This window comes from Neobacillus jeddahensis, assembly GCF_000612625.1.
Lineage (GTDB): Bacteria > Bacillota > Bacilli > Bacillales > Cytobacillaceae > Neobacillus > Neobacillus jeddahensis.
Genome location: NZ_CCAS010000044.1, coordinates 11,837 through 32,947 on the forward strand (window position 1 = coordinate 11,837; position 21,111 = coordinate 32,947).

General features: G+C 38.9%; 22 protein-coding genes and 1 pseudogene. 8 read left to right on the forward strand and 15 right to left on the reverse strand.

Annotation, left to right across the window (positions count from 1 at the left end; all coding sequences use genetic code 11):
- The first annotated feature begins 20 nt into the window (after positions 1-20).
- Together TY15_RS16740 and TY15_RS16745 are read left to right on the forward strand one after the other, a co-directional pair.
- Complete coding sequence (locus tag TY15_RS16740; protein ID WP_040207408.1) at positions 21-383, forward strand: PTS sugar transporter subunit IIA; 363 nt, start codon at positions 21-23, stop codon at positions 381-383.
- Entirely contained in the window at positions 376-1,812 is a 1,437-nt protein-coding gene (locus tag TY15_RS16745; RefSeq protein WP_040207406.1) for a glycoside hydrolase family 1 protein, read from the forward strand. Before TY15_RS16740 ends, TY15_RS16745 begins: the two co-directional genes overlap by 8 nt.
- Before the next feature lie 665 nt (positions 1,813-2,477).
- Here the strand turns inward: TY15_RS16745 and TY15_RS16750 are convergent.
- The 15 genes from TY15_RS16750 to TY15_RS16820 all read right to left on the reverse strand — a co-directional run bounded on the left by TY15_RS16750 (position 2,478) and on the right by TY15_RS16820 (position 17,290).
- Complete coding sequence (locus TY15_RS16750; RefSeq protein WP_040207405.1) at positions 2,478-2,897, reverse strand: hypothetical protein; 420 nt, start codon at positions 2,895-2,897, stop codon at positions 2,478-2,480.
- A gap of 40 nt (positions 2,898-2,937) precedes the next feature.
- The gene (locus TY15_RS16755; protein WP_040207404.1) at positions 2,938-3,774 is read right to left on the reverse strand and encodes a carbohydrate ABC transporter permease; all 837 of its coding nucleotides are present in this window, start codon (positions 3,772-3,774) and stop codon (positions 2,938-2,940) included.
- A gap of 12 nt (positions 3,775-3,786) precedes the next feature.
- Entirely contained in the window at positions 3,787-4,719 is a 933-nt protein-coding gene (locus TY15_RS16760) for a carbohydrate ABC transporter permease (protein ID WP_081799438.1), read from the reverse strand.
- Between the two features lie 100 nt (positions 4,720-4,819).
- Positions 4,820-6,082: an extracellular solute-binding protein gene (locus tag TY15_RS16765; protein WP_040207402.1), complete on the reverse strand. Its 1,263-nt coding sequence runs from the start codon at positions 6,080-6,082 to the stop codon at positions 4,820-4,822.
- 120 nt (positions 6,083-6,202) lie between these two features.
- Complete coding sequence (locus tag TY15_RS16770) at positions 6,203-7,999, reverse strand: glycoside hydrolase family 2 protein (RefSeq protein ID WP_040207400.1); 1,797 nt, start codon at positions 7,997-7,999, stop codon at positions 6,203-6,205.
- A gap of 11 nt (positions 8,000-8,010) precedes the next feature.
- The gene (locus TY15_RS16775; protein WP_040207398.1) at positions 8,011-9,780 is read right to left on the reverse strand and encodes a glycoside hydrolase family 2 protein; all 1,770 of its coding nucleotides are present in this window, start codon (positions 9,778-9,780) and stop codon (positions 8,011-8,013) included.
- 237 nt (positions 9,781-10,017) lie between these two features.
- The gene (locus TY15_RS16780) at positions 10,018-11,106 is read right to left on the reverse strand and encodes a GntR family transcriptional regulator (protein ID WP_040207397.1); all 1,089 of its coding nucleotides are present in this window, start codon (positions 11,104-11,106) and stop codon (positions 10,018-10,020) included.
- Positions 11,107-11,307: 201 nt separating this feature from the next.
- Positions 11,308-12,525 carry a hypothetical protein gene (locus TY15_RS16785; protein ID WP_040207395.1) on the reverse strand — a complete coding sequence of 406 codons (1,218 nt, stop codon included), beginning with the start codon at positions 12,523-12,525 and terminating at the stop codon, positions 11,308-11,310.
- Positions 12,526-12,537: 12 nt separating this feature from the next.
- Positions 12,538-13,371 (reverse strand): hypothetical protein, encoded by an 834-nt coding sequence (locus tag TY15_RS16790; RefSeq protein WP_040207394.1) that lies wholly within the window; start codon positions 13,369-13,371, stop codon positions 12,538-12,540.
- Positions 13,368-14,057 (reverse strand): ATP-binding cassette domain-containing protein, encoded by a 690-nt coding sequence (locus TY15_RS16795; RefSeq protein ID WP_040207393.1) that lies wholly within the window; start codon positions 14,055-14,057, stop codon positions 13,368-13,370. The genes TY15_RS16790 and TY15_RS16795 overlap by 4 nt, the downstream gene beginning before the upstream one ends.
- Before the next feature lie 2 nt (positions 14,058-14,059).
- Entirely contained in the window at positions 14,060-14,440 is a 381-nt protein-coding gene (locus TY15_RS16800; RefSeq protein WP_040207391.1) for a GntR family transcriptional regulator, read from the reverse strand.
- 463 nt (positions 14,441-14,903) lie between these two features.
- Complete coding sequence (gene lepB / locus TY15_RS16805) at positions 14,904-15,446, reverse strand: signal peptidase I (protein ID WP_040207390.1); 543 nt, start codon at positions 15,444-15,446, stop codon at positions 14,904-14,906.
- A gap of 27 nt (positions 15,447-15,473) precedes the next feature.
- A complete protein-coding gene (locus TY15_RS16810) occupies positions 15,474-15,929 on the reverse strand; it encodes a hypothetical protein (RefSeq protein WP_040207389.1) in 456 nt (151 codons plus the stop codon).
- 73 nt (positions 15,930-16,002) lie between these two features.
- On the reverse strand, positions 16,003-16,767 hold the full coding sequence (locus tag TY15_RS16815) for a hypothetical protein (protein WP_040207388.1): 765 nt from the start codon (positions 16,765-16,767) through the stop codon (positions 16,003-16,005).
- A gap of 73 nt (positions 16,768-16,840) precedes the next feature.
- A complete protein-coding gene (locus TY15_RS16820; RefSeq protein ID WP_040207387.1) occupies positions 16,841-17,290 on the reverse strand; it encodes a hypothetical protein in 450 nt (149 codons plus the stop codon).
- Between the two features lie 457 nt (positions 17,291-17,747).
- Between TY15_RS16820 and TY15_RS16825 the strand changes: the two genes are divergently transcribed.
- From TY15_RS16825 to TY15_RS16850, 6 genes and pseudogenes are all read left to right on the forward strand, one after another.
- Positions 17,748-18,320, forward strand: a complete 573-nt coding sequence (locus TY15_RS16825; RefSeq protein ID WP_040207386.1) for a hypothetical protein — start codon at positions 17,748-17,750, stop codon at positions 18,318-18,320.
- Between the two features lie 249 nt (positions 18,321-18,569).
- Positions 18,570-19,046: a DUF2975 domain-containing protein gene (locus TY15_RS16830; RefSeq protein ID WP_040207385.1), complete on the forward strand. Its 477-nt coding sequence runs from the start codon at positions 18,570-18,572 to the stop codon at positions 19,044-19,046.
- A 10-nt stretch (positions 19,047-19,056) separates the two neighbouring features.
- On the forward strand, positions 19,057-19,275 hold the full coding sequence (locus TY15_RS16835; protein ID WP_040207384.1) for a helix-turn-helix domain-containing protein: 219 nt from the start codon (positions 19,057-19,059) through the stop codon (positions 19,273-19,275).
- Between the two features lie 89 nt (positions 19,276-19,364).
- Complete coding sequence (locus TY15_RS16840; RefSeq protein WP_040207383.1) at positions 19,365-19,748, forward strand: hypothetical protein; 384 nt, start codon at positions 19,365-19,367, stop codon at positions 19,746-19,748.
- A 50-nt stretch (positions 19,749-19,798) separates the two neighbouring features.
- Positions 19,799-20,731 (forward strand): ABC transporter ATP-binding protein, encoded by a 933-nt coding sequence (locus tag TY15_RS16845; RefSeq protein WP_040207382.1) that lies wholly within the window; start codon positions 19,799-19,801, stop codon positions 20,729-20,731.
- A pseudogene (locus TY15_RS16850) lies at positions 20,724-21,111 on the forward strand (hypothetical protein); the annotation flags it as partial. The gene TY15_RS16845 and the pseudogene TY15_RS16850, both read left to right, overlap by 8 nt.

The following is a 21,111-nucleotide window of genomic DNA, read 5'->3' on the forward strand; positions in this document are numbered from 1 at the left end:
AGGTTGAGGAGATTTTATACATGATTGATGACAAAAATGCCCAGAATGCTATGCAAATCATTCTCCATGCCGGAGATGCACGCGTACATTGTATGAATGCCTTAAAGGCGATCGAAAATAGTGACTTTGAAAACGCAAAAACAGAGATGAAATCAGCCAATGACGAAATCGTCAAAGCCCATCGGATTCAAACAGATACGATTTCAGCAGAAACACAAGGTGAAGATGGTGAATACTCCGTACTCTTTGCCCATGCCCAAGACACATTAATGACAATTTACAGTGAAATCAATATCGCCAAGCGAATGATTAAGATTTTTGAAGCTTATGACGCTCGTTTAGCAAAATTAGAAAGGTTAGAAAAGGTGACTGAACATGAGTAAAGTACCGACTGGTTTTCCAAAGGATTTTTTATGGGGCGGCGCGATTGCTGCAAACCAAGCAGAAGGCGCGTTTGACTTGAACGGAAAAGGGTTAAGTGTAGCAGATATTAATGAATTCCGCGATGATATTCCCATTGAGAATAAGTCAAATAAGGAAATTGATACTCCCTATCTTGAAGAAGTTTTAAGCAGTACCGATCGTGTTTTCCCAAAACGATGGGGCATCGATTTCTATCATTCTTACAAAGAGGATTTGAGACTTTTAGCCGAAATGGGTCTCAAAACATTTAGAACGTCTGTGGCCTGGACACGCATCTTCCCGAATGGAGATGAATTAGAGCCAAATGAGGAAGGTCTAAAATACTACGATGACTTATTAGATGAAATCATCAAAAACGGCATGGTGCCGATGCTGACCATCTCCCATTATGAAATGCCGATCCACTTAACAACTGCCTACAAAGGCTGGTATTCACGTGAATTGATTGAATTCTTTACTCGTTTTTGTGAGGTGCTATTTGACCGATACCATAAAAAAGTAAAACATTGGATTATCATTAATCAAATCAACTTAATCGTCCATGAATCGTTTAACCATTTAGGGATTGCCGAAGATCTGGTCGATAACCTGACGGAAGCAAAGTATCAAGGGGTTCACAATGAAATGGTCGCTTGCGGCCACGCAACAAAATATGCGCATGAAAACTATCCAGATTTACAAATCGGCATGATGTTATGTGGCGGCCCGGCCTATCCAGCAACGCCAAAGCCAGAAGATGTCTTCGCGACGGTCCGGCATAATCAAATGGAGTATTTCTTTGCTGATGTATTACTACGTGGCTACTATCCTGGTTACGCGTTCCGCTATTTTGATGATATCGGGATCAAGGTGGAATTTGGGGAAGGCGACGAAGAAGCATTGAAAAATACAGCAGACTTTATGTCATTCTCTTACTATTACACTCGTATTTGCGATGCAGAAAGTTTTGCAAACGGAAATGAAGACTATCGAAATCCCCAGTTGGATGCAAACCCATGGGGCTGGTCTATCGATCCAGTTGGCTTAAGAACCTACCTTAACCTTTTCTACGACCGATATCAATGTCCAATTTACATCACGGAAAATGGGGTTGGCTATTATGATAAATTAGAAAATGGGGAAATTCACGACCCTTACCGGATTGACTACTACCGCGCACATATTGAACAAATGAAAGAAGCGATCAAGGACGGCGTCGACCTACGTGGTTACTATGCCTGGGGCCCAATTGATATCATCAGCTGCTCGTCATCTGAAATGTCCAAACGCTATGGCTTCATCTACGTAGACCAAGATGATTACGGTACCGGCAGCAAAAAGCGATTATTGAAAGATAGCTACCATTGGTATAAAAAAGCGATTGGGAGTAACGGAGAGGACTTAAAATAAAGTGTACCATGGTCACCCATGCAATTTTACAAATCAACAGACTGTTTCATTAAAAAAAATCCTCAAAAAATGGTAACGGGTTTACTTTAGAGGTGCAAACATTGTAAAACACATATGAAAACGCACTGGAATTCACGATAAAATTCACAGTGCGTTTTTTATTGATTTATCAACATTATAGCCAATTTTAATTTCCTATTTTGTCCTAATTCACATAGTAAATCACAGGGTATGAAATAATTATTAAAGGGTGTGTAAATTTTTTTTGATTTAGTCTGTGGATTATTTTTTGGAAACATAAGAAATCTTATCCTTAATAGAGTGTCCAGTGATAGTTAAGCGGAGAATTTCCGGTTAAGCAAAGCAAAATCCCTTATTTTCAGGTTTTTCGAATCAATAGTCGGAATTTTTCCGTCTGTTAAGTTATTTTCAGTGCTATTTGAAAAATAAGTGGAATTTCTCCGCTTATTTTTCAAACTCGATATAGTGGCTAATGAATTTGTACAACTTATGGATGCCTAGTCAAAAAGGATTAGAAATTTGCCTCTCTAAGCCTTTTTGACTGTAAATTAAGCTGTATAGTTTATATGATTTGGTCTGTGATTTACCGTTTTGCACCTCACAAGTAAACCCGCTAAAAAAATGGAGGGGTTTTTCATCACCTATTATAGAATTTTCAATTGAGAGTTCAGTATCTTTGATATTGATTTATTTTTAGCTAATGCTAAAATTCCTGCCGTCAGAAACATGAACGCTCCTATCAGGTCCATCACAAAATATGAGGCAAACCCTAATAGGATAAACCAAATAGGCTTTTTAACCTCTACTTTATGATCATTCAAGGTTTTCGCCAAAATAAAGTTTATTACTCCCAGAATCACAAATAGCATCCCAAAGGAAACCGAAAACATATATAAACTGCCAAAAATGGATTGCGCTGCCTCTAGTTTTGCTAACGTATTATACGAAGAATTCAATCCTTCATTTTTTATAAATGATGCATAAACAAAAATGGTAAGGAGACCCGATACAATTTGCCATATGGAACCGATCATCACTAATCTTCTCTCTATTTTTCTATTCAATATTGAACCTCCTTAACAATTTTGTTTACAAGAGAACGGATTACCCTTTAACCCCTGATGACAAGGAAAGGGATTCCATAAAGTATTTTTGTGTAAATAGATAAAGGATAAAGGTTGGAATAATCGCTACTAGCGCTCCGGTTAAAGCGTGGGCAATATCTAGCGAATACATCCCCTGAAGCAATTGTAAGCCCGGTGTAATCGGCATTTTTTCAACATCATTAAACACAATGGATGGCCATAAGAAGTCGTTCCATGACGCTGTAAATGTAAACAACGCTACAACCGTCAATACAGGCCTTATCATCGGCAATACTAGTTTAATAAAGATTTGAAAGTCTGAAGCACCGTCCACTCTTGCTGATTCATCAAATTCCTTAGGGATCCCCTGCATAAACTGTCTGACTAGAAAAATATTAAAGACTCCAGTTGCTCCAGGAACAATCATCGCTAAATTATTATTTACCCAGCCTAATGTATCAATAATTTTATAGAGCGGAATGAGATTGACTACTGCAGGAAACATCATAGTTGCCATTAAAAAAACAAAGATCGCGTCTCTTCCCTTAAATTTCATTCTGGAGTAACCATACCCAGCTAGTGAAACAATGACTACTACTAATAGTGTTTGCGATACTGAGATAATAAGGGAGTTCATAAACCATTTGGCAACAGGAGCACTTGTATTATCAAAAAGCACATCCTGATAATTACCAATCACCCAATGGATGGGTAGAATAGTAAAGGCATTTGATTGAATATCGGCTTCACTTTTGAATGTGGTAATAATCGTATACAGTAAAGGCACAATCCATATAAAAGACATCAATAGTAGAAAGAGTAAAGAAACAAACTTTACAGTTCTTTTTTTCGCCAATGTAAGCACCTCCTAATCACGTTGTCTTAAAAAGAAGAATTGAATGGCCGAAACGACCATTATACACAACCCTAAGATGACGGCCATTGCTGACCCAATACCAGCAATAGAATTCCCAGAGCCAAATGCGTTCTTTTGAATATACATTAACAATACGGTAGTCGAGCTTGTTGGTCCACCTTTTGTTAACATGAGCGGCTGCCCATAAATATTAAATTGTGCGATGGTCGTAATCACGACCGTATATAATAATTGAGCTCTGATGCTTGGGAGAGTAATCCTAAAAAATTTTTGAATACTATTCGCTCCATCTATAGCAGCAGCCTCATATAAATCTTTTGAAATCCCGTTAAGTGCAGCCTGATAAATAATCATATTGGCACCTATTGTCCACCAGATGGTGACAATAACTAATGTTATCCAGGCATATGGCTGGGTAGCGAGCCAGTTCGTTTCGACATTTAGATAATGATTGATGGGCCCGAAGGAAACACTAAATAGCATCGAAAAAACAATCATGACGGCGGAAACCGAGAACAGAGTCGGCATATAAAATAATGCCTGAAAAAACTTTAAACCCTTTGGTTTTGTATTTAGACCTGCAGCTAAAAGTAAGGGAACAATGATACAAGCTGGAACCGTAAAAAGGACAAATTTAAAGGTGTTCCCCAAGCCGTTCCGGAGCTGATCGTAGAAGGTTGAATCTTGATTAAACAAAATCTCTTTATAATTAGCAAAGCCTACAAATTCGGGAGTTCCTATTAAATCCCAGTTGGTAAATGATATATAAATACCATATAAAGTGGGAAAAAGAAAAAAGATTGCAAATAAAATTAGATGTGGTCCAATGTAAAGATAGGGGGAAAGATTAGCACGTTTTTTACCCAAATTTTTCTCTAGCTCTGCAGTCATGCTTAATTCCTTTTTCACTCCAGTATTTATCATTACGTTTACTCCTATTCTTTCGTTATCGAATAGAGAGAGAAATCCTTATCCACTTATAAGGATTTCTCTACCAATCTGCTAATCATCCATATGAACCAACTTATTTTTTATTATTGGCTGCAATTTTATCCTCAACTGCTTTTTGAGCCGCTTTTAACCCTTTATCAATCGCTAGTTTTCCATAGATTGCATCACCGACCAACTTATCAACCTCTTCGACGACAAAGCCATTATACTTATAATCAAAGATTTTAAGCGTCTTTTGCATTTCAGGATCTTTGATTAAAAATGACTGTGGCAATTGCTGATATTCTGGGTTTTCTAATGTAGCTAATGCAGCAGGATTTTGGCCTGCTTGAGCCCATGGCAATGAATGTTCTCTTACATAATTAAGAAAATCCATAACTCCCTTCGTCTTCTCTGTTGAGCGATTTTTGTCCTTTAGCATGACGAATTGATGGGAGGAGGTCCAGTTTACTATTTTATCAGGTGAAATCTGCGGAAAATTGGTTAAACCCCAATTTAATTTTTTCGCTTCCTTTACGCCATTTTGCATCCAAATACCTTCTGGATAAAAAATCGCTTTACCAGATTTGAATAACTGACCAGGGTCTTCTCCATCCTTGTTAGCTATTTTGTCATCAACTAACCCTTTTAATAATTCTAAAGCTTTCTTCGCTTCTGGTGTATCAAGAGTTGGTGTTTTACCGTCACTTGTGATATCTCCGCCAAGTTGATGATAGATCGATAAAAAGATTGGTCGAGTCCAAGTGATTCCAATCCCTGTAATTTTATCTTTTTGCGACAATTCTCCAGCTGCTCGTATTTCATCAAAGGTTATCACGTTATCATCAAGTGCATGCGGTGCATATTTTTGGAGCAAATCCTTATTGTAATACATAACAAAACTATGAACATCTAATGGAACACTATATCTGCTGCCCTCAAGATCACCAATATTCCATCCTGCCGGCACATAGTTTTCCGCTTTTATCTCAGGATAATCAGCCAATAAATCATCATAAGCTGTTAAGATGCCATTATCGACAAACTGTTTAATTCTCTCAGCATGTACAATTGTCACATCAGGAATACCATTTCCTGAGTTAACAACTGTTGGAATTTTTGCATACATATCATTCTCGGCAATCGATACATTCTTGACCTTAAATTTTGGATTCGTCTTGTTATAATCATTCACAATTTGTTTCATATTTTCGCCATCTGGCCCAGTAAACGGATTCCAATATAATATTTCGTTTTTCGTTGAAGCGGAAGAACTAGAACTAGAAGAACTGCAACCTGACAAAGCCATCATAATCACAAAAAGAATTGAGAACAGTACTACTGCTTTTTTCTTCATTGATTTTCCCCCTATTTTTTAATCGTAAAAGAAATATTTTACCTTTTGCTTGAATCTCGATGATTTTCAAGCAAAAGGGCTATACCCATCAAACTTTCAGCCTGGATTGGCATAAAACAGCTAATTTACAACACTCGCATGCCACTTATTATTAATCTCTCGAATTCTTTGTAAATCACATTTTGGAGTTCGATCGTACGTTAATATACCATTAATCTCCTGCTCAATATCCGTTAATTGGGTATAACAGAAACCATGCAAGGAATTGGATTCATAGATGGCTTTCATCACTCGTTCATAATCAGCTATATAATCCTCTTCATTCGTAACGGAGGTATAACCCCAGCCATTTTCATCACCAATCTTATAACCAATCCCGCCAAACTCTGTTAACAGAATGGGCTCACCACAGTGGTTAAATCCTTTCGTGTAGATCTTTCGCCCTGATGGTCTTGAATGAAGTAAGCTTTCTTTATTTAAGACAGAATTTCGAAACTCATTGTACTTTTCAGTCTCATTCTTATGTCCATGATTATAATTATGAATCGCACAAATATCAGTCTTCGTTAATTCCCAGCCATCATTCGAAATAACTAACCTTGTTGGGTCAAGTGAATGGATTAAATGATACATCGCTGCCGAGTGGTGCTTTTGTTGTTCATTATGACCAATAAGAGGGACGCCCCAGCTTTCATTTAAAGGAACCCATGTGACAATACACGGATGATTGTAGTCTCGATGAATGATTTCAAACCATTCGTTTGTTAGACGGGCAACGGCTTCTTCACTATAAGAGGGAGCAGAGGCACATTCTCCCCAAACGATAAAACCTAATGTATCTGCCCAATAAAGAAATAGAGGATCCTCTACCTTTTGATGCTTCCTGCAGCCATTAAAACCCATTTCTTTTGATAGTTCGATATCTTTCTTTAGATCTTGCTCTGTCGGAGCCGTTAATAGACCTTCTGGCCAGTATCCCTGATCGAGCACTAGTTTTTGATAATAGGGCTTGTTGTTTAGATAGACCATGCCATTTTCAGTATGAATTTTTCTCATCCCAAAGTAAGAAGTAATTTCATCCAGCACTTCTCCTTGTTCTCGCAAACGAATCACTACATCGAATAAGTTGGGAGTTTCTGGTGACCAATTCCAGCCTTCATGATGGAAACCTGTTCTAAATATTTTCCTATTATAAAGATTAATAGATCTCTTTACATACCCTTCATGTGTTTTTACAGTATCAATCGTTACCTGTTCGCCTTTAAACGTAATATCAATATCAAGAAATTTATCAGCGTAGTCTCCTGCTAATTCAACATCAATCGTAATATCGCCATGATCAATATCTGGAGTGAATCTCAACTTATGAATATGAGTTTTATTCACTGCCTCCAACCAGACGGTCTGCCAAATTCCAGTCGTCCGTGTATACCAAATTCCACTTGATTGTTCAATCCAGTATTGCTTTCCTCGAGGAATCGTTTCCTCTGTAGAAGGATCTTCTACTCTTACAACAACCGCTTGCGTTCCATCCTTTAAATAATTGGTAATATCGAATGAGAATGGTGTGTGTCCGCCTTCATGCATGCCAACCAAATTGCCATTTACAAAAACCATTGCCCGATAGTCTACTGCCCCAAAATGCAAAATCAACTGCTTTCCGACCATCGAATCAGGAATCTTGAATTCCCGCCGGTACCATACCCAATCATGGAATGAATGATCATTGATTCCGCTAAGCTTAGTTTGATAGACAAAAGGGACATTTATTTTTTGCTTGAACTCCCTATCATTCTCAAACCATTTTTCTTCTAATCCCATATTCTGATCATCAAATTCAAAATCCCATTCACCGTTTAGACTAAACCATTCGCTTCTTATGAATTGTGGACGAGGATATTCTTGTCGAAATGCCATAAATTTCTCCTTTACCGATTGAAATTATTTACATTCATGGTGTTGATTTTACTTAAGTCTACCTTTGGGACTCTCTCTTCTGTTAGTAAACCATTCACCTCTTGCTGCACATCCGTTAGTTGTGTATAACAAAACCCACTAATATAGGAAGTATCTCGAATAGCTTGAGTAATAGATTCATAACGATGTAGGAAGTCTTCTTCACTCGTTACTTGATTACCATAGCCCCAACCCTTTTCAGAATTGAAGGCAATTCCACCATATTCACTTATAATGATCGGCTGACCATTATATGGATAGCCCTGTGCCATCGCATGCTTAGATTTATTAAATGCTATATGGTTATTCACCACTTTTTCTTTATCCATATATCTTTTTAAAAATTCATCACCGTATTCTACATAATCATGTAAGGAAATAATATCTGAAATGGTATGCTCCCAGCCATCGTTTACAATAACAGGTCTCATACTATCAATAGCTTTTGTCAGATGATAGATTCCCTCTGTAAATTTTTGCTGTTTTACATTGGTATAAATATTCTTCACGCCCCATGATTCATTAAACGGCGTCCATGTAATGATGCAGGGGTGATTGTAATGTTGTTTAACAACCTCGATCCATTCCTCTGTAAAATTTTGAATCGCCTCATCTGAAAACTCGTACGTTGCAGCCATTTCCGACCATACAAGCAAACCTTTTTTATCTGCCCAATAAAGATAACGTTGATCCTCGACCTTCATATGCTTTCTTACTCCGTTAAAGCCCATCTCTAAGGTCCGATCAATATCCTCAATAATCGCTGCTTCTGAAGGTGGGGTTAAATGGGACTCTTTCCAATATCCCTGGTCTAAAATGAGCCTTTGATAAAGTGGAATATTATTAAGCAATACTCTCCCATTTTCGATAGAGATCTTCCTCATCCCAAAATAGGACTTTACCTGATCAACTACTTTACCTTGCTTATATAATGTAAACTCCACATCATAAAGGTTAGGAGATTGCGGACTCCAATGGACTACCCTCCAATGATGAAATTCACTTGCAATAGTAACCGAAAAGGTTTGATTTGCACGACTTACGGTTTGATCAAATGATTTAATGGGATGACCGTTAAAAAGGATGGATGTTTGTAGCACTAAGGGCTGATTCAAGTCCCCTGTTACGTCATAAGTAAACTCGACAGATTCTGTATCTATATCTGGCGTTATTTTGACTGCATGGAGATGCGTTTCACCTAAAAACTCAAGCCAGACAGTCTGCCAAATCCCTGTCGTTTGCACATACCAGCATTCATAACTTTGATCCAGCCATCTTTGTTTCCCTCTTGGCTGAAAGCAGCTTTGACTATCTTCAATTTTCACCACAATGTTTAATTCATTGGACTCATCTAAGTAATCAGTGATCGGAAAAGAAAAGGCGATTTGACCACCCTTGTTTTTTCCAACAAAAGTTCCATTTACCCATACCTTCGTTATATAATCGGCTGCTTCGAAATGAAGGACTATTTCCTTTTTTTCGTATTCACTAGGAATGATTAAGCTTTTTTGATACCAGATAGTAGGGCAGAACACTTCCTCCCCAATACCGCTTGCACTCGTTTCATATGTAAAAGGAACAATGATTTTTCGATCAAAATTTGAATTCTTGTACCATTTTTCCTTTTCCCCTTTGTTTTCTCGATCAAATTGAAAATTCCACTCCCCATTTAAATTCAGCCATTCTGCCCTTTCAAAATGGGGGCGAGGATACTCTTTTCTTGGCACACTATTTTCTGTCATTCTATTTTTCTCCTTTAAATAGAAGTGATAAATTAAGATATTGGAAGTGCTTACATTTAAATATTATAGTATGCACTAAAACATTAATATACTAAGGTTAGTATAAAATATACCTTTTAGCTCAAATCATTAAAGAATGATGACAAAATGAAACCCAAACTACAATAGTGTAGCTTGGGCCTTTTCTTTTTATTAACCTCAATATCCGAACGATCTTACTGCATAAAGCGACACTACCTATGTTAAGATTGTCTCTAACATTTCTACATTTTCACTTAATTTAAGTGTAACCGGTACGAAAATTCTTTTCGGATTATACGTACCCTCAATTTGTTCTAAAAGTAGATCCACCGTTTTTTTACTACATTCAGCAATATCCTGCTTGATAAACGTCACTCCTGTTATCCCTGGCGGATCAAAAGTGAGCAATTCAACGTCTCGGCCCGTTTCAACCTTTAGAGAATGAATCGCCCAATGTGTATACAAGGCTAATTCAGCATTCATGGTAAACACAGCGGTCATAGCCGGTTTACTCACTAGAAATTCTTTAATTAATTTTGGTGTTTTATTAGGAGAAATATCATTGAAGTTTAATGTCAGCCAAAGATTTTTATCAATGGTTGTTCTCCTTTTTAAAAAGGCCTGTTCAAATCCCTTGGCTCTCTCGTTCGTTACGGTGTTTGTAATAATGGGTGAAACAAGCCCAATATTTTTATGTCCTTTATTTAATAAGTATGAGATCGCTTCGAGGGTCCCAGCCTCATTTTCAGAGGTCACACTATACGTTAAAATATTTTCCATATACCGATCAATTAACACAAACGGAAATTTATCTAACGATAGTCTGAGCACCGCTTCATTATATGTCTCTTTTTCTGTAGGAAAAATGATCATGCCCTTAACATCCATGTTTCGGAACATCTCTATCGCATCTGCTTCTGCAAATTGAGATTCTCTAGTGATCTTTATAATTAAGTTATGACCATTCTGCGAAACATATTTTTCAATATAATTAACCAGCTCTTGATCAATCCTTGTTTTCATACTTGGAAGAATAAGTCCAATTAATCCGTTTTGGTGATACGGTTGACTGTTGGTTGCCGTTAGGCTGCTTTCACAAACAAAAGTACCTTTCCCCTTAATCCTTTCTACTATTCCTTCTTCTGCTAGGCCTGCAAGTGCATGTTTCGTCGTAATCTGACTAACATGAAATTTCTCTGTTAACTCTTTTTCAGAGGGAACACGATCACCTACCCGCAATTCGCCAGATTGTATTTGCTCTTTAACTTTATTTTTTATTTGTTGATACAGAGGTTCATTTTTAATAGCAACTCACCCTTAGCTTCATTTATCCTAACTCATACTAAGTATAACAAGATATGATATATTTATTCAAGTAGAAACCAGGGGGACGGTTCTCCTGGCTCAAATAATCTAGTTTGTGCTAACTTCGGAGTGAAAAAAAAGCCATCAGAACCGTCCCCATGGCCCAAAAGAGCCATCAGAACCGTCCCCATGGCCCGTCTCTCAATCCACAAACATCTCATTCATATATAACTCGAAATTTCCCTTTTCCTTCGATGCGTCCTTTAAAGCGATTTGACCTTTAAAAAGTGTCTTCCCTGAATGCGCATCAGCAACGATGACATCTGCACCGATTTTTGGCGTCATTTGCGCGGAAACAATATAGAGTTTACCAGCTTTTACAGTGGTCATGTATGCATATGCCATACCGTCTTCACCAGATAGCTGGATCCGATATGCCTGACCAACTTGGTCATCCATTAAACTATAAGGAGTCACCACGAGCTCTTCGCCATCCAACGTCATGAAATAAATGGTAGATTCATCAGCAAAGCTAAGTTGGTTCTCATCCAATTTTAAGTCTGGCACATTGATTTTTTCTGTTTCTTTCATTGCAATATTGTAGGAAATCACTTCCTGACCAACCACTTCTTCCCTCGTCGATTCCGTATCTTCAATCATCTTTTTTTCCGTTTTTAGAATGAAAAGATGGTCATTCGCTTTGGTAGGGCTGGTTCTAATGAATTGTAGGTCGGTTCGGAGATTATCTTGCTGTTCCGGAACCTGAATAATCGCTTCGTGGTTGCTAATTTTCTGATTTCCCTGATCAATGATATAGATATGTTTCTCGTCATGGAGATCCTCTTGATCTCTCATCATATTATGGGTGATAAGGTATAACACACCATCTACCATCTGCACATCCTCCACAGAAACATTTTCCAGTCCCTTTTCATTTGGAACCTCGACCTTGAAGGAGTTTGTTTTTTCATCTTTTTTGTTTAGTACAGCTATATCAAACTTATAATTTCTTGAGCTTAACGTACCATACTTTACATCTGCATAGGCCAAGTACTCCTTGTTCTCAAAGAAATAGTCCGCAAATGGATCCTTGCCACGCATGAAGGTAGGATATTCCTTTCGCAACGACTTGATCAATGTCGGGGGCTGACCGATGAGCTGATCTAGAAAAGAGCTATTATTATAGGTAGATCCATCCGCATTAATTTTTAAACTCGTATACGTATAACTCCTTGTGGAAGTATCTGCTGCATATGAACTGTCTAGCACCAACGGTCGGATCTCATTCGCATCTCCACTTAATGTTCGAATCACAAACTCAGGGTAATGCTCAGCAGACATCGCCGCATTAACATAGTACGTTCCTAAACTAAGTAAAATCACAACGAGGATCGCAATCGATTTCCAGTATTTTTTCATTTTTAACACTCCTTATACGGTGATCTTCTTCATTAATAGGAAACGACTGAGCCAAACAGATGCCGTGAGAACCATCACGCCCATTACGATTTCTATCCCCAACAATTCAATCGGGTAAAAGAAACCATTGAAAACAAACTCTTGTAATAATAAGGGCAGGATCATAAAGACTACAGCGATGGCACTATATAGAAGACCAACCAAAATCCCTTTCCATTTAAAACTTCTTTCCATTAAGATCGCGGTAAAGAGAATCGCAACCGCCAACACACCCGCTCCATAATATAAAATCAGTTCAATAAGACTCCTTGGAATGATGATGCTTAATTCAGGCATGACAGCGATAATTTTGTTCAAGCCCATATCACTTCTAAATTCAGTTGGCACCATGCCTTTCATCACTAGCATCTCAATCGGCATTATTATCAGTTGAAAGGCAACGAGACCAAATGTCAGGATCAAAATGTTCGTAATCTTTGCATAGAAGATATTCAGCCTTGTAGTAGGGAGCATTAATAATCGATAAATAAAGGTATTCTTCCCCACCCAATCACGATACCAAATAAGAAAGATATAGAAGCCCACTCCAGCCGCACATAGCCCGATCGGGCCGAAAAACCAAATGCTTCTGACAATCTGTGAAAAATTCATTTTTCCAAAATTTTCAAGAAACTCTATTTTCGTCATCATGTCTTCATAGATTTTTTCATTTGCCATATTTAGATATTCTTTTGATAGAACGATCACGCCGACCATCTGGATCACAAGTGTGATTCCAAGTAAGACAACAAATAGTTTGGCAACCCGGTTAAATTCAAAGTTTACTAGCTTCAAGTAATTTTTCATCTATGGTACACCTCTCTCATTACATCAATGACAGACTTTCCTTCGTTTTCCCGTGCCTCTTCCGCACTGAATTCCTTTGTCACCAGTCCGTTATCTAGTAGAACGACCTTATCGATTAAATGCTCAATATCGCCAACTTCGTGTGTCGTAATGATGACACCGCGATTTTCAATCAAATGACTGGTGAACACATTGGCAATTTCCTCACGACTAAACATGTCGATCCCAGAAAACGGCTCGTCCATTAAGACATAATCCACATCAAGGGCTAAACCAAGTAACAGATTCACCTTGGCCGTATTTCCTTTTGATAAGGAAGAAATTCGGTCGCTTTGGTTTAATCGGAAAAAACCTAGTAATTCGGTGGCCCGTTCCTGATTCCAACACGTATAAAAGTCCTTCATAAACTCCATCGCCTCGGCGATCGTCATCTGTGGGAGCATCGTAATCGCATCTGGGATAAAGGTGATTTTTTCAAACGAATGCTTATCTAGCGGCTTTCCGTCTATTAAAATCTCTCCCTTATTAATTGGGGTCAGCGCCATAATCGCATTCAAAATCGTCGTCTTCCCCACTCCATTGATGCCAATTAAACAAGTGATTTCTCCCTTGTTCGCCGTAAACGATACGCCTTTTAATATTTTCTTACGTCCGAATTTCTTTTCAACTGCTTTTACTTCTATCATGGTTACGCCTCCTTATCATCGTTAGCCGTGTACTTTACCCTCACCAAGTCGAGCAGCTCCTCGACTGGAACATTAATGGAACGAACAGACGTCACAAACACATCTACGGCTTCGACAAGCAGCTCATTTCTCACCTGACCTAATATGTTCTGATCGGTTGTGATCTTACTTGGATGGTTCTTTTCCGTATAAATCAACCCCTGCTCCTCCATTTCCTTATACGCCCGTTGCGCGGTATTAGGATTCACCTTCATCTGATTGGCCAACTCACGTCTCGATGGGATTTCCTCTCCAGGCTCCAATTCACCAATGGCGATTTTTTCTTTAAAATAACGAACAATCTGCAAATAGACCGGATCACGATTATTAAAATTTACATTCATCGAAACAGCTCCTATAAGACCTTTTAAGTCACTTCACAAAAGTGTGTGTATTAAGTAGTTCATACACTATAGGTGTATTATATGATTAATACACAATAGTTGTCAATTATTTCCGACCATGGGGACGGTTCTCGTGGCACAAAAAGGGTAATCCCGCCTTGCCACGGTCACTACCTACAACATTTGGGAGCGCAGAGCATTAGCCTGGATTAACCACGAAAAAAGTAAGAGCAAAGTGGCTCTTACTTTTGCGGTGTGAATTGATTTAGTATCAGCCGCCTCACCCACAGTACTTTAGATGAGCAGGTGCCAGACAACATGGGAATCTCGACAAAATACTGGGGGTAGCAGACACCAAAACTAATTCCTTCGTTCGTCCAAGGATATCAAGCCATTAGAAAAAATTCTAAAAAGATACCAGGAGAACCGTCCCCCTGGCTCACCTGGCTCACCTGGTTTCAGATCAATGTAAGCTATGAAAAGGGTATAGTGAAAATACGGCTTTTCCAGAAATAGCTTGTATCGAAAAGGTTCGAACATTAGGGTCGCGGCTGTCTAAGCTTTCCCCAGCGGAACGATTATCCCCCACAACAAAAACTTCTCCTCCTGGCACGATTACTTCAGGGACATCAACGGACTCACCTCTTGTATAGTTTTCCTTGAGAGGCTGACCATTCACGGAGATGATTCCATTCGTAATGATAACTTTATCATTAGGCATGCCGATAATCCGTTTGATAATATTGTAGCCATGAGGGTCCTTTATAACCACAATGTCCCCTCTTTTCGGGGTGAAAAAGATCTTATTGACAAATAAAACACTCTTATTTTCTATCGTGGGATTCATGGAGTGCCCATTAATGATCTCGATTCCGATGGCAAAGCGAAAGATGAAAAATAATAGGATGATTATAATCGTGAATGGAATCCATCCAACAATGGATTTTGAACTTCTTTGACTTTTTACGTGTTCATTTACTATTTGGTCCGGTACATATACTCTCATCTCGTTATTTACCTCGTTTTAGATTTTTTATTTTCCCTTTGATTTAATTTTTTCTAATTCCTTTATGGTCTTTTGAATTTCCTTGTCCATTTCTGCAGAAATTATTTGTTTTTCCTCAGCATTATTGTCCAATTTCATATCCTCGATCAGTTGATTAGCGTATTCCTGTAAGGCAGTTATTCTTTTCTGCTTCTCTACCTCCGTATATTGCTCCAATTGTTGCGCAGATTGATCTAATTCCGATTGCAGTTCTTCCTTTAAACGCGCCTTTTGTTGTTCTTTTTCGGTCATAATTGCGTTTTCAATGGAACGTATCGATTCATTCCCTTTGTTGGTAAACCAATTGGATAAAAGGGAAGGAATGTCTTGATCAGCAAAGGCCACCCCGATATTCCCTACAATTGTGCCACTTAAAAGCAGAACTCCAATCAGAAACTTCAAGCTAAAATGATGCTTTTTTTTAAATTTTTCTTTCCTGGTCATTTTAAACGCCCTCCATATTTTTAAAAATCTATCAGAGCTATGATTAGCTCTGATAGATTCACGTTTTTATGAATTAGATTCCTTTTACAACATTGTCAAGTTCTGTTTTTGCTGCACTTTCTAATTCATCTGCTTTATTTTGAATGAGTGTTTTTTGAGCATCGACTAACTCTTGAGCTTTATTAGTAATTAATGTACGAAGCTCTCCAATTTTGGCATCGATTGCATTATTGATTTCTTGAGTCGTTGCTTGTGTTTCACCAGCTAATTGAACAGTTAAATCATGTTTGGCATTTGTAATCGCAGTTTCAAGTTCGCCTTTAGCTTTGGTCTGGGCAGCTGTTAACTGAGTGTTTACACTTGTTATGGCAGCATCACCCTTATCCTTTGCTAATTTAGTTAATTCGTCATTTGCGTAATTTTGCGCTACAACCCCCGCTTGATTAATTACAGAGTTTGCAAAAGCAGAGATGTCATCGAACTGAGCTGCCATTCCATTGGAAAGTGTGGCCTTTTTAGCGGTTACTTGATCAATATACTTACTTTTTGCTGCATTAATCTCTGAAGTGCTTGCTGTAACTTGAGCGTCTCTTTCACCATTGATTTGGTTTGTCACATTACCTTTTACACCATTATATTCGGCTTGAAGGGCCCCAACTTTGCCAGCCACATGGTTCACAACTCCATTTTGGATTGTTACAGCTGATCTCCCAAATTGACCATTATACCAATTCTGTAATTGTGTCCCTGCATCTGTAGCTGCAAACGCTGCTCCCACGCCAGATAATAGTCCCACTGTTACAACACCTGTTACGATTTTTGTTTTGATTGATTTCATGATAAGATTCCATCCTTTCAAATTTGGGTTTATTTTTATTAAAGAACTCTGTCATTAGACAGGCTCAGTTTCATTACTCTTCACCATCTAATAAATCTACTAGAATAGCTTCTGTATCCTGTGTTACCTGATTTACTTCTCTCTGTTTTACTTGTTCCTTATAAAGTTCCATATCCTGCTGATTTTGTTGTGCAAGCTTTTCCTTTGACACTTGCAGCTGCTGGATATACTGTTGATTATGTTCTTTCATTTTTACCTCTGAATCGGCAGTTATTTTCGATTGAAAATCCTTTAATTGATTCTCAGTAGTTTTTGCAGCGATTTGAATATCACTCAAAAACTCTTCTACTGGAGAATCAATCTCTAGCATTACTTCTTCTTCTATTTTGTTACTACTCTCTAAAAAGGCCTGATCATACCAATTAGAAATTGCTTCGCCTGCATCTGAAAAAGCATATGTAGTTCCCATACCTAATAACATAATGAGGAATAGAAGACCTGCTACGATTCTCTTAATTTTCACCACCCTCCCTCTTTATTTCACTGTCGGTTGTTCGTTATATTGAACCGATGAGTTCATTATATTGTATCGATATATAGAAATAAAACCGCTAATTTCCCTGAATTTTGGCAAAATAACGAAATAAAGTAATAATTCCACCAATTTACTCCAATTATCTCACTATTTTGTTCTTTATAAAATATTCATCGACACATTATAATGAACACTGAGCCATGGGGAGCCATGGGGACGTTTCTCCCGGCACAAATGACAATCTATTTTTGAAAAAAAGCCGCCAGAACCGTCCCCTTGGCACTTTTTGATTTCTTTTGTATAAAGGCAAGGAGCTTGGATAATTTAATATAGTATGCAATGAACCTGCAGCGACTAGTTGAGCACAAGAATGGTACATTGTAAGCCAAGCTGCCTGTTACATGGATATAGGTGGCTTTTCACCGGTTAGGCAGGAGGAGTTAGCATGTCAGGAAAACAGTACTGGAATGAAATAAACAAGGCGAGCGAGAAGGTTACTTCGTTAATGCATTCTTATTGGCATCAATATTCTGACTGGGGAAACTGGCAGTTTTGGGTCATCCTAGTCTGCTTGCTTGCTCCATTGATTGTGCTTTTGATTAAGCTTGACCGAAGGAGAACCCTTGAAATTCTTTTCTTTGGCTATACAGTACATATGTTATGGACATATACAGATCTCTCACTTATAAGACAAGGTTTTATAGACCATTACTACTTCGTATTGCCATTCTTACCACAAGGTTTAGGATTAACAGCATCCCTACTACCTGTTTCATTTATGTTTGTATACCAATACTGCACCAAACATGATAAGAATTTTCTTGTATGGGCCTCGGGATTAAGTGCTGTATTTTCCTTTGGTTTTGCACCCATTGAGAAGGTGATAGGACTCGTTTCCTTGGCAAAGGGACTAACAATTGTTCATATGCTTTTTATAGATATTTTCATCGCAATGATTGCTTATGGGATGACAAGGTTCTTTGTGAAATTTTATACAACAAAACAGCAGGAGCCATAGGGACGGTTCTTCTGGCTCAAATTTGTTCTGACTACGGAGTAAAAAGAACCACCAGAACCGTCCCCCTGGCCACCTGGCCACCCCTGGCACCCCTGGCCAAATCGAGCATTCCTTTGAAGAGGAGTGCTTTTTATTTTGCTAAGAGCAATTAAATCAATAATAAAATATTAAAACAAAGAAATAATTTATTGTAATTCGATAAATTTTATCTTATAATCAATTTGACGAAAATTTTGTGAGGTGCTTTTTATGAAACGAGGGTCAACACTCTTTTTAAAGATAGCGGTTATTCTGATGGGAACTCCTGTTCTCGCTTTATGTATATTTGGCCTGCCTTGGTTAGCACATCATCCATTCAATCCAGATTATGACCATATACTATATCCGATTTTAATCGGTGTGTATCTGGCAGTGATACCGTTTTTCGTTGCATTGTATCAGGCTTTTAAACTGTTAAGCTATATCGACAAGAACCAAGCTTTCTCGGAATGGTCTGTTACAGCGCTAAAGAAGATCAAATTCTGCGCCCTAACGATCAGTGGTTTGTTTATGGTCATTTTGCCATTTATTTATCTCGTCGCAGAACTTGACGATGCACCCGGCCTCCTCATCATCGGCATGGTCCCTATCTTTGCTTCCATCGTCATTGCAGTCTTCGCTGCCGTTCTTCAACGACTTTTACAAGAAGCAATTGATATAAAATCAGAAAATGACTTAATCGTTTGAGGTGATCACAATGGCCATGATAATCAACATAGATGTGATGCTAGCGAAAAGGAAAATGAGCGTAACCGAACTTTCAGAGCGGGTTGGAATCACGATGGCAAACCTTTCGATCCTGAAAAATGGAAAGGCAAAAGCGATCCGCTTATCCACTTTAGAGGCCATCTGTAAGGCTTTAGACTGCCAACCTGGAGATATTTTAGAATACAAACGGGACAAAGACACCAACTAAGCAAGACATCAAATGGGCCCCTGCTCTTCTCGAAAGGTATGGACCAGTCCATTTTTATAAAAAGGAAGATGACCAAGGAGGGATTCAAATTGATAAAAAATATGAGCCTGATCACGGATAAAATAAACGATTTTTCATTCCAAAATATAGAGTTTATAGATAAATTCTTTTTGAACTTTCAAAATAGGTCCTTTGAAGATCATTGTTTTCTCGACATAGATTTTTTGATTAAGGATCACGACAAACAATATATTGCCGGCTTTCGCTTCCACAACCCTAATAGTATCGATTTTGAAAGTGGCGGGATCTATCATCAACTGTCAATCGGGATTTATGATATCAGCGATCGAGGTTGGGAAAACAAGAAGTATGAAGTAATAGACTACGAGGATGATACCTTACACTTTTATTGTACCGACATTGAAGTTATTTCTTTAAGTGAAACTCACTATAAAATGAAGTCCTATTTGTAAGGCTTTAGAGTGCCTGCCATTTCCAAATCTATCATTAAAGGAGAATATGTATGAATAGCGAACCTATCATCAGCTTAAGTCATGTGACCAAACGAATTGGCCGGACGACCCTCATCGATGATCTGACATTTGACGTACCACAAGGCGAAATTTTCGGCTTCCTTGGTCCAAATGGGGCCGGTAAAACCACCACCATCCGCATGATTGTCGGATTAATGTCGATTACCAAGGGGCAGATTTTGATTAAGGGGAAAAATATCAAAACCGAATTTGAGCAAGCGATCCGCCACGTCGGTGCCATCGTGGAAAGTCCAGAAATGTACAAGTATCTGAGTGGGTACCATAACCTCGTTCACTACGCCCGCATGGTGCCAGGGGTAACCAAGGAACGAATTGATGAAGTGGTGGCGCTGGTCAAGCTGGAAACCCGCATCCATGACAAAGTCAAAAAGTACTCGCTCGGCATGCGCCAGCGTCTCGGAGTCGCCCAGGCACTGCTACATCGGCCATCCCTGCTCATTCTCGATGAGCCAACGAACGGTCTTGACCCGGCGGGGATTCGCGAGCTACGTGATTATTTGCGGCATTTGACCCGTACAGAAGGTACCACCGTTATTGTCTCCAGCCATCTGTTGTCCGAGATGGAGCTCATGTGCGACCGCGTCGCCATCCTCCAGCAAGGCAAGTTGGTCAATGTCATGCCGGTACAGCATTTTACCCGGGGGAACGACAAAGTTCAAACATATCAAATCCAAGCACAACCACCGGAACAGGCTTTGGTGACGCTGAGGAAGATGGCTGCGGTCCAGGAGGCCAAACTGACTCCGGAGGGAATCATCGAGATCGCAACCGAGCGGGAATGCATCCCGGATATTCTGTTAGGGCTGATGCAGAACGATATTCGCCTCTATGGTGTCCAAATGGTTAGCCAGTCTCTAGAGGATCGATTCTTGGAAATAACAGGAGGTGGCCAAATTGGTTAATCTAGTACTCAATGAAAACATGAAGATATACCGGCGGGTGCGAACGTGGATCCTCGTCGGACTGATGGCCGCTTTGGTACTTTTTGTCAACATCATCGAATGGCATTCCGATGGAAAAAAGGCGCAAGGTGAAGGCTGGCGGGCAGAACTGCAGCAGGAGACGAAGCAATATAGCGAAATTCTGAAGCAGCCCAAGCTGGGAGAAGAGGACCGAGCATTCTATCAGGAACAGCTTGCCGTCAACAACTATCACTTGAAGCATAATATTCGCTCGACAGACGGCACGTTGTGGGATGGCGTGAACGGTTCAGCCGGTCTGATGATTTTAATTACCATTTTCACCATCATTATTGTCGGGGACAGTGTGGCGGGCGAATTTT